Annotated in this window: 13 protein-coding genes; all 13 read left to right on the forward strand. The window is 30.3% G+C overall.

Annotated elements, in window-relative coordinates:
- Positions 1-478 precede the first annotated feature (478 nt).
- Complete coding sequence (locus KEC93_RS01650; protein WP_011967660.1) at positions 479-1,267, forward strand: electron transfer flavoprotein subunit beta/FixA family protein; 789 nt, start codon at positions 479-481, stop codon at positions 1,265-1,267.
- A 55-nt stretch (positions 1,268-1,322) separates the two neighbouring features.
- Complete coding sequence (locus KEC93_RS01655) at positions 1,323-2,513, forward strand: electron transfer flavoprotein subunit alpha (RefSeq protein ID WP_023976420.1); 1,191 nt, start codon at positions 1,323-1,325, stop codon at positions 2,511-2,513.
- Between the two features lie 3 nt (positions 2,514-2,516).
- On the forward strand, positions 2,517-3,920 hold the full coding sequence (locus tag KEC93_RS01660; protein WP_011967662.1) for an FAD-binding oxidoreductase: 1,404 nt from the start codon (positions 2,517-2,519) through the stop codon (positions 3,918-3,920).
- Between the two features lie 339 nt (positions 3,921-4,259).
- Positions 4,260-4,832: an RNA polymerase sigma factor gene (locus tag KEC93_RS01665; protein WP_077869591.1), complete on the forward strand. Its 573-nt coding sequence runs from the start codon at positions 4,260-4,262 to the stop codon at positions 4,830-4,832.
- 18 nt (positions 4,833-4,850) lie between these two features.
- Positions 4,851-5,762 carry a hypothetical protein gene (locus KEC93_RS01670; RefSeq protein ID WP_077869592.1) on the forward strand — a complete coding sequence of 304 codons (912 nt, stop codon included), beginning with the start codon at positions 4,851-4,853 and terminating at the stop codon, positions 5,760-5,762.
- Between the two features lie 278 nt (positions 5,763-6,040).
- Complete coding sequence (locus KEC93_RS01675) at positions 6,041-8,395, forward strand: glycyl radical protein (protein ID WP_023976417.1); 2,355 nt, start codon at positions 6,041-6,043, stop codon at positions 8,393-8,395.
- Between the two features lie 3 nt (positions 8,396-8,398).
- The gene (locus tag KEC93_RS01680) at positions 8,399-9,334 is read left to right on the forward strand and encodes a glycyl-radical enzyme activating protein (protein WP_023976416.1); all 936 of its coding nucleotides are present in this window, start codon (positions 8,399-8,401) and stop codon (positions 9,332-9,334) included.
- A 210-nt stretch (positions 9,335-9,544) separates the two neighbouring features.
- The gene (locus KEC93_RS01685; RefSeq protein ID WP_077869593.1) at positions 9,545-10,222 is read left to right on the forward strand and encodes a transaldolase family protein; all 678 of its coding nucleotides are present in this window, start codon (positions 9,545-9,547) and stop codon (positions 10,220-10,222) included.
- Between the two features lie 115 nt (positions 10,223-10,337).
- A complete protein-coding gene (locus KEC93_RS01690) occupies positions 10,338-11,405 on the forward strand; it encodes a mannose-1-phosphate guanylyltransferase (protein ID WP_011967668.1) in 1,068 nt (355 codons plus the stop codon).
- Between the two features lie 362 nt (positions 11,406-11,767).
- Positions 11,768-12,349 (forward strand): zinc dependent phospholipase C family protein, encoded by a 582-nt coding sequence (locus KEC93_RS01695; RefSeq protein ID WP_011967669.1) that lies wholly within the window; start codon positions 11,768-11,770, stop codon positions 12,347-12,349.
- Between the two features lie 534 nt (positions 12,350-12,883).
- Positions 12,884-13,519, forward strand: a complete 636-nt coding sequence (locus KEC93_RS01700) for a redox-sensing transcriptional repressor Rex (RefSeq protein WP_017209928.1) — start codon at positions 12,884-12,886, stop codon at positions 13,517-13,519.
- A 376-nt stretch (positions 13,520-13,895) separates the two neighbouring features.
- A complete protein-coding gene (locus KEC93_RS01705; RefSeq protein ID WP_011967671.1) occupies positions 13,896-14,681 on the forward strand; it encodes a short-chain-enoyl-CoA hydratase in 786 nt (261 codons plus the stop codon).
- An 84-nt stretch (positions 14,682-14,765) separates the two neighbouring features.
- The gene (locus KEC93_RS01710; protein WP_077870055.1) at positions 14,766-15,905 is read left to right on the forward strand and encodes an acyl-CoA dehydrogenase; all 1,140 of its coding nucleotides are present in this window, start codon (positions 14,766-14,768) and stop codon (positions 15,903-15,905) included.
- Positions 15,906-15,913 lie beyond the last annotated feature (8 nt).

A 15,913-nucleotide genomic window follows, 5' to 3' on the forward strand; every position in this document is an offset into this window, starting at 1 on the left:
TGAGGTTATTTTTTTTATCCATTTTATTTTTGTTATATTTTAAACAAAAAATGCTTAAATACGATTAATTAAAAATATAAATTAAATTTTTATTAAATTTTATATGGGCAAAAAGATATAGAATATAAGGCACTAAGGAGTATATTGGAATAGAGTCAATGTAAACATTTTCTGTTAAATAAATAACAATACTTTACAAACTATATTTTGGAAAGTATAATTAAATTGAAATTGGTCATACCAATTTGATATTGGTATGACATGTTGGAAAAGAGGAGGAATAAATTAGTTTTATTGTGACTCTAGCAAAAACTATTATATATAGCGGAATAATTAAACTGATATTGGATTTTATCAAGAAATAAATTGAAGTAATTTTTAAAAGTTTGTTTATTCCACATTGTTTTGACAAAACTACTACTATCACTTTGCCAATCAGTGTTTGGAATTTAAAATACAGTTTTAGGAGGAAGTTATCATGAATATTTTAGTTTGCATTAAGCAGGTGCCAGGAACATCTAAAGTTGAGGTTGATCCAGTTACAGGAGTTTTGAAAAGAGATGGCATAGACTCCAAAATGAATCCATATGATTTGTATGCTCTTGAAACAGCTCTTAAGATTAGGGAGAGTGAAGGAGGAACTGTTAAAGTCCTAAGTATGGGACCTAATCAAGCTTTAAGCGTAATTAAGGAAGCCTACACAATGGGAGCTGATGAAGGCACATTATTATCAGACAGGAAATTTGGAGGAGCTGATGTTTTAGCTACATCGTATACAATAGCTCAAGGCGTGAAAAAGATGGGGGATTTCGAACTTATTATTTGCGGTAAGCAAACAACAGATGGAGATACAGCGCAGGTAGGATCTGAAATGGCTGAATGGTTAAACATACCACATGTAGCTAACGTTAAGGACATAGTTAAAGTAGAAGACTCAACAATCACAGTTGAAATGGATATGCCAGAAAGTATTGAAACAGTAAAGATAGCGTACCCATGTCTAATCACTGTAGATAAAGGAATTTTTGAACCAAGGTTACCTTCTTATAGAAAAAAACTTTCAACTAAGGACAGAGAAATAAAAATATTAAGCCTAAAAGATTTTGATGATAAAGATGAGAAGAATTATGGACTTAATGGATCACCAACTCAAGTAGAGAGAATATTTCCACCAGAGGTTAATAATGATAGAGAAATGTGGACAGGCAGTTCTGGTGAATTAAGTGGAAAAATGGGAGAGAAATTAAAAGAATTGAAATTTATTTAGGTATTAAATATTAGTAAAGATATCTCACAAAGATAATTAAAGGGGAGAATGCGTTATGGCAAAGTTAGTAGTAAATCAAGAGAAAATATTAGATATTGATGAGTTAATTAAAATATGTCCTTTTGGTGCCCTTGAAAATAATAATGGAGTTGTTGAAATAAGTGGAGCATGTAAAATGTGCAAGCTTTGCGTTAAAAAGGGGCCTAAGGGAGCTGTTGAATATATAGAGGAAGAAGTCAAAGAGATAGATAAAAGTCTTTGGAATGGAATAGGCGTTTATGTTGATCATGTAGATGGAGAAATACATCCTGTTACTTATGAGCTAATAGGAAAGGCAAGAGAATTAGCAGGAAAGATAAATCATCCAGTATATGCTGTATTTATCGGAAATAATATTTCTCATAAAGCTGAAGAATTATTACACTATGGTGTAGATAAGGTATTTGTATATGATGACGAGGAATTAAAGTATTTTAGAATAGAACCATATACAGCTGCTTTCGGAGATTTTATAAATAATGTAAAACCAACAGCGATTTTAGTTGGTGCTACAACTATAGGTAGATCTTTAGCGCCAAGAATAGCTGCTAGATTTAAAACTGGACTTACAGCAGATTGTACAATATTAGATATGAAGGAAAATACAGATTTAGTTCAAATTAGACCGGCATTTGGTGGTAATATAATGGCTCAGATAGTTACTCCAAATTCTAGACCTCAATTAGCAACTGTTAGATATAAAGTTATGACAGCTCCAAAAAGAAATGATGATATTTCAGGAGAAATAGTAGAATGTTCTATAGATAAAGAAAAACTTTTATCTAAAATTACAGCGCTTAGTATAAAGAAAAAAGATGCTGAAGTAGGAATAAGTGATGCTGAAGTAATAGTTGCAGCAGGAAGAGGGATTAAATCAGAAAAGGATTTAGAATTAGTAAAAGAATTAGCTAAACTTTTAGGAGCAGAATTTGCATGTACTAGACCTCTAATAGAGGCAGGCTGGGTTGATGCAAAGAGACAAATTGGATTAAGCGGTAGAACTGTAAGGCCAAGACTTATCATAGCTTGTGGAATATCTGGAGCAGTTCAATTTACAGCTGGAATGAATAATTCAGATTATATATTTGCTATAAATGCTGATGATAAAGCACCAATATTTAAGGTTGCTCACTATGGAGTTGTTGGAAACTTGTATGAAATAATTCCAGAATTAATAGAAAAAATAAAAATGGCTAAGGAGGCATAGGTGATGAGTTACAAAGAAGTTGAATTAAAAGATTATGAATATATATTATCTATAGCAGAGAATGATTTGGAGAGAGTTTTCTTTAGAGAAGAAATAAATGAAGACTATAGCCATGATGAATTAGGCGGGATTAAGAAAATGCCTGATATAGTTATTCAAACTATAAGTGCTGATGAAGTTTCAAAAGTAATGAAATATGCCTATGAGAATAATATTCCTGTTACTCCAAGGGGATCAGGAACAGGGCTTGTTGGAGCAGCGGTTCCACTTAAAGGTGGAATAGTTATAGACCTTAGCAGAATGAATAAAATTTTAGAATTAGATGAAGAAAACCTTACTCTTACATTAGAACCGGGAGTATTACTTATGGAGATAGGTAAATATGTTCAAGAATTTGACTTATTTTATCCACCAGATCCAGGTGAAAAATCAGCAACAATTGGAGGAAATATAAGTACTAATGCAGGAGGTATGAGAGCTGTAAAATATGGAGTAACTAGAGACTATGTAAGAGGACTTGAGGTTGTATTACCAAATGGTGATATAGTAAATCTAGGAGGAAAAGTAGTTAAAAATAGCTCTGGATATGCACTAAAAGATTTAATTGTTGGTTCAGAAGGAACTTTAGGAATAGTAACAAAGGCTATTTTGAAATTGTTACCACTTCCTAAAAAGGCTTTAAGCTTGCTTATTCCTTTTGAAAGCCTCGAAAGAGCGATAGAGACTGTGCCTAAAATAATTAAATCTAAGTCAATACCAACAGCAATCGAATTTATGCAGAGAGAAGCGATACTTGCTGCAGAAGAATTTTTAGGAAAAAGTTTTCCAGATAAATCATCTGATGCATACCTATTATTAACTTTCGATGGAAATTCCACAGAAGAAATTGAAAAGGATTATGAAAACGTAGCTAATATTTGTTTAGAAGCTGGAGCTTTAGATGTATTAATCTCAGATACTGAAGAAAGACAAGAATCAATATGGTCAGCTAGAGGTTGTTTCCTTGAAGCAATTAAAGCATTAACTACTGAAATGGATGAAGTTGATGTTGTTGTTCCAAGAAATCAAATAGGAAAGTTTGTAACCTTCACTCATGAACTTGAACGTACTGCTAATATAAGAATAAAAAGCTTTGGACATGCAGGCGATGGAAATCTTCATATATATATATTAAGAGATGACCTTGACCAAGAAGCATGGGAATCTAAATTAAAAGAAGTTATGCAAATAATGTATAATAAAGCTAAAGAATTAGATGGCCAGGTGTCAGGAGAACATGGAATAGGATTTGCAAAGAAGGGATATTTAAAAGAATCACTTCCAAGTGAATGTATTGGAATAATGCAAGGAATTAAATTAGCTTTTGATCCTAAGAACATATTAAATCCAGGAAAGGTATGTGAATAGAATAAAAAAGTATTCAATTTGAATACTAGCAAATTATAAATATAAATAATTTAACTAGGCTTTATTTACAAATCAAAGCTGTCTTAAAATAGAAATTTAATTTCTATTTTGGGACAGCTTATTTTTATACATAAAAAAGCAAACTCACAACAATATACCCTTTTATGTATAATTTATTTATAGATAAAAAACAAATTAATACAAAAGAATTATAAAAATGGCATTGAGATTTATAAATTAATAGTTCTCATTAAAAGAAAAAATTAAAATGAATAAAACCTTTTTACTAAATTAATCCTCTTATATTATAGGAGCTCCAAAAGGAAGAGAGGTGCAAAGATGGATATAGAAGAAATAGTAACGCGTTGCAAGCTCGGAGAGAAGGAAGCATTTCGCGAACTTTTTCAAATTGTAGAAAAAAAGGCGTTGGCTACTGAATATTTTTTATCAGGAAATAGAGGAATTGCTGAAGACATACTCCAAGAGACATATATGAAATGCTTCATGGAAATAAATAAACTTCAAGAGCCACAAGCGTTTAAAGTATGGTTTTTTAAGATTCTTATGCGAACAGGCTGGAAAATGACAAAAAAGCAGTCAGGGTTAGTTCCGTTAGAAATAACATCAGAAAATGAAGGTTTATTTTTTGATGAGAATCAAGAAAAAGAAAACATAATTGATAGATATGAGATAAAACATGTAATGCGGAGTGCAATCAACAAATTAAGTCCTAATTTAAAAACAGTTGTTATTCTTTATTATTACAATGACATGACAATGGAAAAAATTTCAAAGGTTACAGGTTGTTTTAAGACTACGGTAAAATCACGGTTGTTTTATGCCAGAGCTGCTTTGAAGAAGCAGTTAGCCAATTGCTTTGAGGTGGAAAGTGGGATGAGCATAATTAAATAGAAAGGAGTCTAATTAAAAATGAAAGATAAGGGTTATTTGGATAAGGTAATAAAGAGTGCTATAGATGATAGTATTTTTAATATTAAAGCTTCAAGAGATATTTTTAATGAGGCTTGGAATAATAAGGAGAAAGAAATGGGAAAGAAAAAGTATTTTAGTATAAAAAATATAAGAAAGGAGGTATTAGTTCCTATATGCTGTGTATTATTTGCTATTGTTGGTATTTTTACATTTTCGCCAGTAGCAAGGACTGCTGCGCAGGAAGCATTGAAGACAATATTTTTACTTGATAAATCAGGTAATATTATTGAGAAATCAGAAGATGAGGCAGTTGATGATGTTACCGTTGGAGGTTTTGAGATAACGGATAAAAACAAGAATGAGATAGAGGGGAAATTCGGATTTGAATTTAATTTTCCTAAAAAAGTTGGGAATTTCTCCATTACAGAAATTGCAGGATATCCTGTGTCTCCAGTAGCGATGATGACTGTTAAAGATTTGAAATATAAAGATGAAGAAAACTCATTAGATAAGTTTAGAAAAGCAGTAGGAGATGATCAAATATTTAATGAGCTTAGTAAAGATTATAAGATTATAAGAAACATTTGTGAATCATATGAAGATAGTGAGAAACATAAATTTTTTATATACTTATCAAAATTTAGTGAGGATTCAGAAATGAATAGTGTTAAAGAAACAACTATTGATAATATAAAATGTAGAGTTTTAGAAGAAAATAGGGCTAAATATGAAAGAAGTGAAAATGGCGATGATGTGACAAAGAAGCCTATTAGTGTTAACAAAATATATTATATGGTTTGGGATTATAATGGAGTAAGCTACAGGATATACATTGGAGAAAATTCTGCAGATATTGATGTAGCAACACAGTTTGCAAAAGATTATATAAAGATTCTAAAACAAGAATAGAAAAAACAAAGGGTAAGGGAGTGATCTCTTACCCTTTGTTTTGAAAGGGATATATGAACTTTAATAAATATAATATAAAATCTATGATTTATAGAATAAGTTAGGAAATTGAACCTTTAGGTGTTTAAGATTAAATAATCTTCTTTAAATAAATCAATATTATTTTAATAAAACTGTATGAAATAATAAAAAATACATTGAAAAATAATTTGAAATAATATAAAATAAGAATATAGTAATAATAAATGATAATAAATAAGCAGAAAGGAGAAAGAGAAATGGATGAATTAATAATGTCTCGAAGAATTGAAAATTTAAAGAAGAAGATGTTATCCGAAAAAAGATATGCATCTATTGAACAAGCACTTATAATAACTGAAACTTATAAAGAGAATGAAGATAAGCCAGTTATTATAAAAAGAGCATTAGCATTAAAGAATTCTCTTTCAAAATTAGAAATCGGTGTTGATGATGAAGAGTTAATAGTAGGTAACCGTACTAAAGGGGTTAGATATGGTGTTGTTTTTCCAGAGAGCGGTAGCTCATGGATCGATAAAGAATTTGAATCTCTACCAACTAGACCTCAAGACAAATTTAATGTGAATTTAAATGATATAGAAACATTTCGAAAAGTGATTAAACCATATTGGGATGGACACTCATTAGAGAATGTCATTAGACAGAGATATGGAAAAGAAATTGATGAAATTGCAAAAGTGGTAAAAATAAATCAAAAAGACCATGCTCAAGGGCATATTTGTCCAAATTGCAGAGAGTGGCTTGCTTTAGGCCCAGAAGGAATTAAGCAAAGAGCCATTGAAAAAATGAAGAATTCTACAAAAGAAAGTAAGGAATTTTATGAAAGTGTAATTATTGTTATGGAAGGTGCTCAAGAATTTATGATGAGATACCATGACTTAATGAAAGAAAAAGCTGAGTCAATCTGCGAGGAAGAATTAGTAGCAGATATGCTTCAAGTTGCAGAGATTTGTAAGAATATCTCTAGAAGGCCGGCACAAACTTTCCATGAGGCGGTGCAAGCAATTTGGTTTTTATTTGTTATACTTCATATGGAATCAAATGCATCATCATTCTCACCAGGAAGAATGGATGAATTTTTATATCCATATTATAAAAGAGATATACATCTTGGAAATATAGATGATAAAAAGGCTTTAGAAATAATTGAATGTCTTTGGCTTAAGTTTAATGAAATAGTTTATTTAAGAAATTCTCATAGTGCTAAATTTTTTGCAGGATTTCCTATAGGATTTAATATTGCAATTGGTGGCCAAGATGAAAAGAGTAATGATTTTTCAAATGAATTATCTTTCTTATTCCTAAAAGCTCAAGAACATTTAGGTCTGCCACAACCTAACTTATCTGTGAGACTTCATAAGAACACATCAGAAAAACTATTGAAAGAGAGCATAAAAGTTGTGGCAAAAGGCAGTGGAATGCCACAGTTCTTTAATGATGAATCAGTAGTGCCGTCTATGATAGACTTAGGAATTAAAGAAAAAGATGCAAGAGACTATGCAATTGTTGGATGCGTAGAGCTTACAACTCAAGGTAATAATCTTGGTTGGAGTGATGCAGCAATGTTCAATTTAAATAAGGTTTTAGAGATCACTCTAAATGGTGGAAAATGCTTAATTTCAGGAGATTCATTGTCTCAAGACTTAGGTAATCTAACCACTTACGAAAAGTATGAAGATTTAGAGGAAGCATTTGCTAAGCAAATAGATTATTTCATTGATAGAATGATTTTAGCTTGTGAACAAGTTGAAAAAGCCCACATAGATGTTTTACCTTCGCCATTCTTATCGTCAGTTATTGACGACTGCATTGAGAAAGGTGTAGATGTTACTGCAGGTGGAGCAGTATATAATCTGTCAGGAATTCAAATGATACAAGTTGCAAATTTAGCGGATAGCTTGGCAGCAATAAAACTTTTAGTATATGATGAAAATAGAATTTCTAAAGAAGAATTGTTAAAAGCTCTTCAAAATAACTTTGAAGGATATGAAGTGATAAGGGCTATGCTATTAAATCGTGCACCTAAATACGGGAATGATATTCAATGGGTAGATGAAATTGGTGCTAATTGGGCAAGATATTTCAATGGAAAGCTTAAATCTTATACAAACTATCGTGGAGGTAAATATCATACAGGAATGTATACAGTATCTGCCCATGTTCCAATGGGTGAAAATGTAGGAGCATCTGCAGATGGAAGATATGCAAAGGCACCTTTAGCTGACGGTGGTATGTCACCTGTATATGGAAGAGATATTGCAGGACCTACTGCTGTTTTAAAGTCTGTATCAAAATTAGATAATGTATTAACTACTAATGGTGGTTTATTAAATATGAAGTTCTTACCTGAGTTTTTTAAGCATGAGATTGGACGGGATAAGTTTGCAAGATTCTTAAGAACCTTTGTAGATTTAGAAATACCACATATTCAATTTAATGTTTTACGTAAAGAAGATTTATTAGCAGCGCAAAAGTATCCTGAAAATTATCGTAGTTTAACTGTACGTGTAGCAGGATATACAGCATATTTCACTGAACTTGCAGGAGAATTGCAAAATGAAATTATAGCAAGAACAAGTTATGGGGATATATAGCCTATGGAAAAAGATTATTCGTCTTTAACAGGAAAGATTTTTGATATAAGAAGATTTTCAACACATGATGGAGAGGGAATAAGAACAACGATTTTTTTAAAAGGATGTCCGCTTAAATGTGTTTGGTGTCAAAATCCCGAAGGTATTTCTCCAAAGGAACAATTAATTCATTTTGAAAATAAATGTATTAATTGTGATCTATGTGTTAAAAAATGCTCTAATAAATCAGTTATACGAGAAAATAATAAAATATGTGTTGTTCAAGATAAATGTATAGATGAACAAAATGAAATTGTTACAGATATTTGTCCGACTGGTGCGTTAACTATGGATTCTAAAAATTATACTTTAGATGAAGTTATAGAAATAGCACTGAAGGATAAAGCGTTTTTTAAATACGGCGGTGGGGTAACTTTATCTGGTGGAGAACCATTGTACCAGAAAGAATTTGTAGTTGTATTACTTAAAATGTTAAAAGAAGCTGGAATAAATACAGCGATTGAAACATCTTTATTCGTCCCTACTGAATATATAATAGAAGCGCTACCGTATCTAGATACAATTTTTGCAGATTTAAAGGTATTTGATAATGATAAGCATAAGATTTTTACTGGCGTAGGTAATGAACTAATCAAAAAGAACATCAAGTTTATTTTAGAAAGCAATAAGAAAGATAATGTGATTATCAGAACTCCGCTAATACCTCAATTTACAGCAAATAAAATTAATATTCATGATATAAGTGGATATATTTCAAGCATTTACTCAAAAGTAAGGTATGAACTATTAAATTATAATCCACTTGCAAAATCAAAATACAACTTAATCAATAATTTAGATTATTGTTTTGAAGAGAATCCTAAAATGTATACTGAGACTCAAATGGAGGAATTTTATGATATAGCTTATTCAGCAGGAATAAGAAATTTAGTTAAGTAGTTGTTTCGGATATTCATTGATTGCTGAATAAAAAGGTATAAATAAAAATGTTTTTATTCTAAAGTTCTAAAATTCTTAAGAATATATATTGTTTAGAATATTACAATATAAGAATATATATTCTTGGAATAGGAGTATTGTTTTATAGTATTTATAACGCATTTACTTAATTTAAATATAGAAATTAAAAAGAGAGAGGGAGAAGAAAAAATGTTAATGTTAATTGATGATGCAAACTTAGATGAAATTAAAAGGATTTATGAATTTTACCCATGTGATGGGGTGACAACTAATCCATCTATTTTAAAAAAACAAGGTGGAAATCCTATGGAGGTATTAAAAGCAATTAGAGAATTTTTACCAGAAGGGGCACAATTACATGCTCAAGTTGTATCGTTAACTGCTGAAAAAATGGTTGATGAAGCACAACATATGATTGAAGTACTTGGAAAGGACACTTATATTAAAATTCCTGTAACACCTGAAGGAATAAAAGCTATGAAATTATTAAGTAAGGAAAATGTAAATATTACAGCAACAGCTATTTATACTTCGATGCAAGCATTCATGGCAGCAAAAGCAGGGGCAAGATATACAGCACCTTATGTAAATAGGATTGATAATATGGGAGCTGATGGAGTTCAAGTTGCAAAAGACATTCATGACATGTTTAAAATGCATGGATTAAATTCGGATGTATTAGCTGCAAGCTTCAAAAATTCACAACAAGTTTTGAATTTATGCAAGTATGGAATTGGATCAGTTACAGCAGCACCAGATGTAGTAGAAGGATTAATAAAAAATGATGCAACTAAAAATGCAGTAGATGTATTTACAAAAGATTTCTATAGCTTGGTTGGTGAAGGGAACACAATGGAGGGGCTATAATTCAGGAAGAAGAACATTTAAGGGAAATAATTTATTGTTCTTTTTACTATAGACTCACACATACAAATATTTTGACATATAATGAACTAGTATCATTACATGGAGTTGAAAATGCGTGATATACGGGCTGATTTTAGCTGGAGGTAAGGGCAGTAGACTATATCCTCTATCAAGAGCCGATCAACCAAAACAATTTTTAAAGCTAATTAACGATAAAAGTTTCTTAGTTAATACTGTTGATAGGATAATGCCATTAATAGACAGGGATAATATTTATATTGTAACCAATATGGACTACAAAGAAAAAGTTAAGGATGAACTAATAGGAATTAGAGAGGAAAATATTTTTGTAGAGCCTGCTAATAAAGAAACTGCAACTTGTATAGGTTTGTCTGCAGTAAAATTATTAAAACAAGATGCTAATGCAGTAATGGTTGTATTACCATCAGATCACTATATTCAGGGTGAGAAGAATTATATAGATACTTTATCACAAGCAATAGAGATGGCAAATAGGAGAAGGTGTATCGTTACACTTGGGATTGAACCTAGTAGACCTGAAACAGGATATGGATATATAGAAATGGGGGAAAGAACTGCTGGAAGCATACCAACTTATAGAATTGCAAGGTTTACAGAAAAACCAAATTCAGAGGTAGCTAAAGATTTCATATTAAAAGGAACTTATTTATGGAATTCTGGGATGTTTATATTTAGGGCCGACGTTATACTAAGAGAAATAGAAAAATACTTGCCTAAATTGCATAAATCACTGATGGAGATATATAAAAATTTAGGAGAGGAAAATGAAGAGAGTGTTATAAAAGACCAATATGAACTTATAGACGGAATTTCTATAGACTTTGGGGTTATGCAAAGAACTAGAAAAGCCTATGTTATTAAATGTGATTTTAGTTGGGATGATATGGGAAGTTTTGGCGCTTTAAGTAGGCTACTGAGCACTTATAGAAATAATAGTATATCTAAGAATGTTTATATTGACGATTGCGAGAATTGCTCCATATTTGGGGACAAGAACCTGATAATTGGGTTTGGAATAAAAGACTTAGTTGTAGTAGATGCTGGAGATGTTATTCTTGTAATGGATAAAAATAAGGATCAGGAAATAAAACATTTATTAAATAGGCTCAACGAAAATAAAGAATATAATAAATTTCTATAGTAAGTAAGCTGTTTCAATATATCTTAATGATACTGAAGCAGCTTATTTATCTTTGGAGATGCACTTAGAAAGCATGTGCAAGTTAGAGTTAGTATATAAGGAAAACATATGAAATGTATGCCTAAACTATATTAAACTAATATTTTTACTAATATAGTTTAATACGTTATGAGCTTTGATATTCTTGGGTATTAGTACATATAATACTTGAAGAAATCGATTAATAAAGTGTTGTAAATTTGAATCTAGAGTATTATTATAAGTATACAAAACAAATTTAATTTATAAAAAATAACGAAACGCCTAAATGAGGGTTTCATAAAATATAAAATTTAATATGCAGAGGATGTGATCAAGCATTGATGATCAATACTCACAAGATTATGGCAGAAAATATTATAAAATATGCTAATACAAAGAGTATTTATTTAATTAATAATAAAAGATTTATATGGGGGAACGTGAAACCTGATTGTGCGCCTAAATATAAATTTAAGAAGCATTATTTTAATGAAAGTATAAATATGATTATTGAAAAGATTATACATTTATCATCATTATCATTGGAAGAAATATACTATGATATGACAATTGGTAAGTTTAGTGAAGAGCTTGGAGTAATATGTCACTTTTTATGTGATTTTTTCTGTGCACCACACTATTATAGATGGGAATTTAAGAGTACGAGCGCTGTAAAACATCATATGATGTATGAGAAAAATTTAGCTAAGGTAGCTAAGTCGTTTGATCCGACAGGAATTATAAATACACATGTAGATTCAAGTAATATAGAAGAGTTTATAATGCAGCTACAGAAGCAATATGATGGAACTATAAATTATTATAATGATTTAACCTTTTCGTATTATGTTTGCGATAGCGTATTAAATATGATATTGAACAATGTGTTTATCAATGAAAATAAGGTAATTAAAGTAATTTAATTTCTTAAGATAAGAAATATTTCAAAATGGTTGAAAAATTATTTTGAAATATTTTTTTGATTTTGTTAAAAGGTATAAAATTTTATAAAGATATTATTTAATATAAACAAAAATCGCAATGTTAAAATAAAATTCTTGAACACATGTTTAAGTATTGATATTGTTATTATATAGAAAAGGTTAAAAATAAAGCGGTTTAAATTAAAAAAAGTGGTCAAAATATAAAAAAGTAAAATTTCATAGCAGTGAGTTTTCTAGAGACTTCTGTTGCTTATCAAGAGAAATTTTAAATTTATAGGCACTTTTGAATAAATAATTTAATTAAGCTTGACATAAAAATATAGAAATATGGTAGAATTATAAATTATAGCAATTAATTAAAATTTAACAATGTGAATATAATTTTAAAATTGATTGTTAATAAATAGACTAATCATAATTACTAAAAGTCTAAATAGTAGTTATATAATTTAATTTGATATAAATATTATAGGGTCGAAAAATATAAAAGTATTGAAATAGGAGAAAGTAGATATGGAAAAGCATAAAAATATATCGATGGCAGTTATCAAAAGGTTGCCTAAGTATCATAGATATCTTGAAGAACTTATGAAAAATGAGGTGGATAGAATTTCTTCAAAAGAATTAGGAGAAAAGATTGGATTTACTGCATCACAAATTAGACAAGATTTAAATTGTTTTGGAGATTTTGGACAACAAGGTTATGGATATAATGTTAAGGAACTATATACCCAAATTAGCGCTATATTGGGATTAGACAGAGGTTATGAAGCTGCACTGGTTGGTGCTGGAAATATAGGGCAAGCAGTTTCGAATTATTCTAGATTTGAAAATTTAGGATTTAAAATAACAGCAATATTTGATGCAAATCCTAAATTAATAGGAATGAAAATCAGAGATGTAGAAATAATGGATATAGACGAAATGGAATCCGTACTAGAAGAACATAAAATAGATATTGGTATAATTTGTGTTCCTAGAAAAAATGCTCAAGTTGTTGCTGATGAATTAATAAGGGGGGGAGTAAGAGCAATTTGGAATTTTGCACCTGTAGATTTAGTAGTTCCAGATCATGTGAAAGTAGAAAATGTACATCTAAGTGAAAGCTTATTGACTTTAATTTATTTATTAAATGAGAGTGAAGGTTAAAAATATAATAAATATTGCAATATATTATTTAAAGCTTGTTCAAAAAATAACAGATTAAATATATATATTTGTTTTTAGAAATAGATTTAAGAAAAATTTATGCAAAAGCTTTACATGAATAAAGTTTTCTTCTCTGTTTGGCATGAAAATAGATATATACCTTTGATCAGTTATTTTTTTCATATACTTAAAAACTTATATTAATAACGCAATATTTTATTGCAAATAATCTAGGAACGTATTATAATTTTAATTGAGGCGTGAAGTCTTGATATTTTTTTAGACTTATTTGTTATATTATTAACAATTAGGATAAAAAATATAAAAAATAGTGTGAAAATTAAAAAAATAAGCAAGTTTGAAGGAGGTCCTTAGAATGGAATTAAAAAATGTTATTCTTGAAAAAGAAGGGCATTTAGCTATTGTTACAATCAATAGACCAAAGGCATTAAATGCATTGAATTCAGAAACACTAAAAGATTTAAATGTTGTTTTAGATGATTTAGAAGCAGACAACAATGTGTATGCAGTTATAGTTACAGGTGCTGGTGAGAAATCTTTTGTTGCTGGAGCAGATATTTCAGAAATGAAAGATCTTAATGAAGAACAAGGTAAAGAATTTGGTATTTTAGGAAACAATGTCTTCAGAAGATTAGAAAAATTGGATAAGCCAGTTATCGCAGCTATATCAGGATTTGCTCTTGGTGGTGGATGTGAACTTGCTATGTCATGTGACATAAGAATAGCTTCAGTTAAAGCTAAATTTGGTCAACCAGAAGCAGGACTTGGAATAACTCCAGGATTTGGTGGAACTCAAAGATTAGCTAGAATTGTAGGGCCAGGAAAAGCTAAAGAATTAATTTATACTTGTGACCTTATAAATGCAGAAGAAGCTTATAGAATAGGTTTAGTTAATAAAGTAGTTGAATTAGAAAAATTGATGGAAGAAGCAAAAGCAATGGCTAACAAGATTGCAGCTAATGCTCCAAAAGCAGTTGCATATTGTAAAGATGCTATAGACAGAGGAATGCAAGTTGATATAGATGCAGCTATATTAATAGAAGCAGAAGACTTTGGAAAGTGCTTTGCAACAGAAGATCAAACAGAAGGAATGACTGCGTTCTTAGAAAGAAGAGCAGAAAAGAATTTTCAAAATAAATAATTTTTTAATAATTAGTTAAAAATCTATTAGAGATTTATATATAGTTTGTATCAAATAGGTTTAATTAACAAGGAGGGTAATTTAATGAATTTCCAATTAACTAGAGAACAACAATTAGTACAACAAATGGTTAGAGAATTCGCAGTAAATGAAGTTAAGCCAATAGCTGCTGAAATCGACGAATCAGAAAGATTCCCTATGGAAAACGTTGAAAAAATGGCTAAGCTTAAAATGATGGGTATCCCATTTTCTAAAGAATTTGGTGGAGCAGGCGGAGATGTTCTTTCATATATAATAGCTGTGGAAGAATTATCAAAAGTTTGTGGTACTACAGGAGTTATTCTTTCAGCGCATACATCATTATGTGCATCAGTAATTAATGAAAATGGAACTAACGAACAAAGAGCAAAATATTTGCCAGATCTTTGTAGTGGTAAGAAAATCGGTGCTTTCGGATTAACAGAACCAGGCGCTGGTACAGATGCTGCAGGACAACAAACAACTGCTGTATTAGAAGGAGACCATTATGTATTAAATGGTTCAAAAATCTTCATAACAAATGGTGGAGTTGCTGAAACTTTCATAATATTTGCTATGACTGATAAGAGTCAAGGAACAAAAGGAATTTCTGCATTCATAGTAGAAAAGTCATTCCCAGGATTCTCAATAGGAAAATTAGAAAACAAGATGGGGATCAGAGCATCTTCAACTACTGAGTTAGTTATGGAAAACTGCATAGTACCAAAAGAAAACCTACTTAGCAAAGAAGGTAAGGGATTTGGTATAGCAATGAAAACTCTTGATGGAGGAAGAATTGGTATAGCTGCTCAAGCTTTAGGTATTGCAGAAGGAGCTTTTGAAGAAGCTGTTAACTATATGAAAGAAAGAAAACAGTTTAATAAACCATTATCAGCATTCCAAGGATTACAATGGTATATAGCTGAAATGGATGTTAAAATCCAAGCTGCTAAATACTTAGTATACCTAGCTGCAACAAAGAAGCAAGCTGGTGAGCCTTACTCAGTGGATGCTGCAAGAGCTAAATTATTTGCTGCAGATGTTGCAATGGAAGTTACAACTAAAGCAGTTCAAATCTTTGGTGGATATGGTTACACTAAAGAATACCCAGTAGAAAGAATGATGAGAGATGCTAAAATATGCGAAATCTACGAAGGAACTTCAGAAGTTCAAAAGATGGTTATCGCAGGAAGCATTTTAAGATAGGAGGACTT

It is taken from the genome of Clostridium beijerinckii, from assembly GCF_018223745.1.
GTDB lineage: Bacteria > Bacillota > Clostridia > Clostridiales > Clostridiaceae > Clostridium > Clostridium beijerinckii.

Coding starts and splice junctions, on each gene's coding strand:
- KEC93_RS01670 (WP_077869592.1), top strand. CDS start 4,851: ATGAAAGATAAGGGTTATTTGGATAAGGTAATAAAGAGTGCTATAGAT.
- KEC93_RS01705 (WP_011967671.1), top strand. CDS start 13,896: ATGGAATTAAAAAATGTTATTCTTGAAAAAGAAGGGCATTTAGCTATT.
- KEC93_RS01665 (WP_077869591.1), top strand. CDS start 4,260: ATGGATATAGAAGAAATAGTAACGCGTTGCAAGCTCGGAGAGAAGGAA.
- KEC93_RS01680 (WP_023976416.1), top strand. CDS start 8,399: ATGGAAAAAGATTATTCGTCTTTAACAGGAAAGATTTTTGATATAAGA.
- KEC93_RS01685 (WP_077869593.1), top strand. CDS start 9,545: ATGTTAATGTTAATTGATGATGCAAACTTAGATGAAATTAAAAGGATT.
- KEC93_RS01655 (WP_023976420.1), top strand. CDS start 1,323: ATGGCAAAGTTAGTAGTAAATCAAGAGAAAATATTAGATATTGATGAG.
- KEC93_RS01650 (WP_011967660.1), top strand. CDS start 479: ATGAATATTTTAGTTTGCATTAAGCAGGTGCCAGGAACATCTAAAGTT.
- KEC93_RS01695 (WP_011967669.1), top strand. CDS start 11,768: ATGATCAATACTCACAAGATTATGGCAGAAAATATTATAAAATATGCT.
- KEC93_RS01710 (WP_077870055.1), top strand. CDS start 14,766: ATGAATTTCCAATTAACTAGAGAACAACAATTAGTACAACAAATGGTT.
- KEC93_RS01660 (WP_011967662.1), top strand. CDS start 2,517: ATGAGTTACAAAGAAGTTGAATTAAAAGATTATGAATATATATTATCT.
- KEC93_RS01675 (WP_023976417.1), top strand. CDS start 6,041: ATGGATGAATTAATAATGTCTCGAAGAATTGAAAATTTAAAGAAGAAG.
- KEC93_RS01700 (WP_017209928.1), top strand. CDS start 12,884: ATGGAAAAGCATAAAAATATATCGATGGCAGTTATCAAAAGGTTGCCT.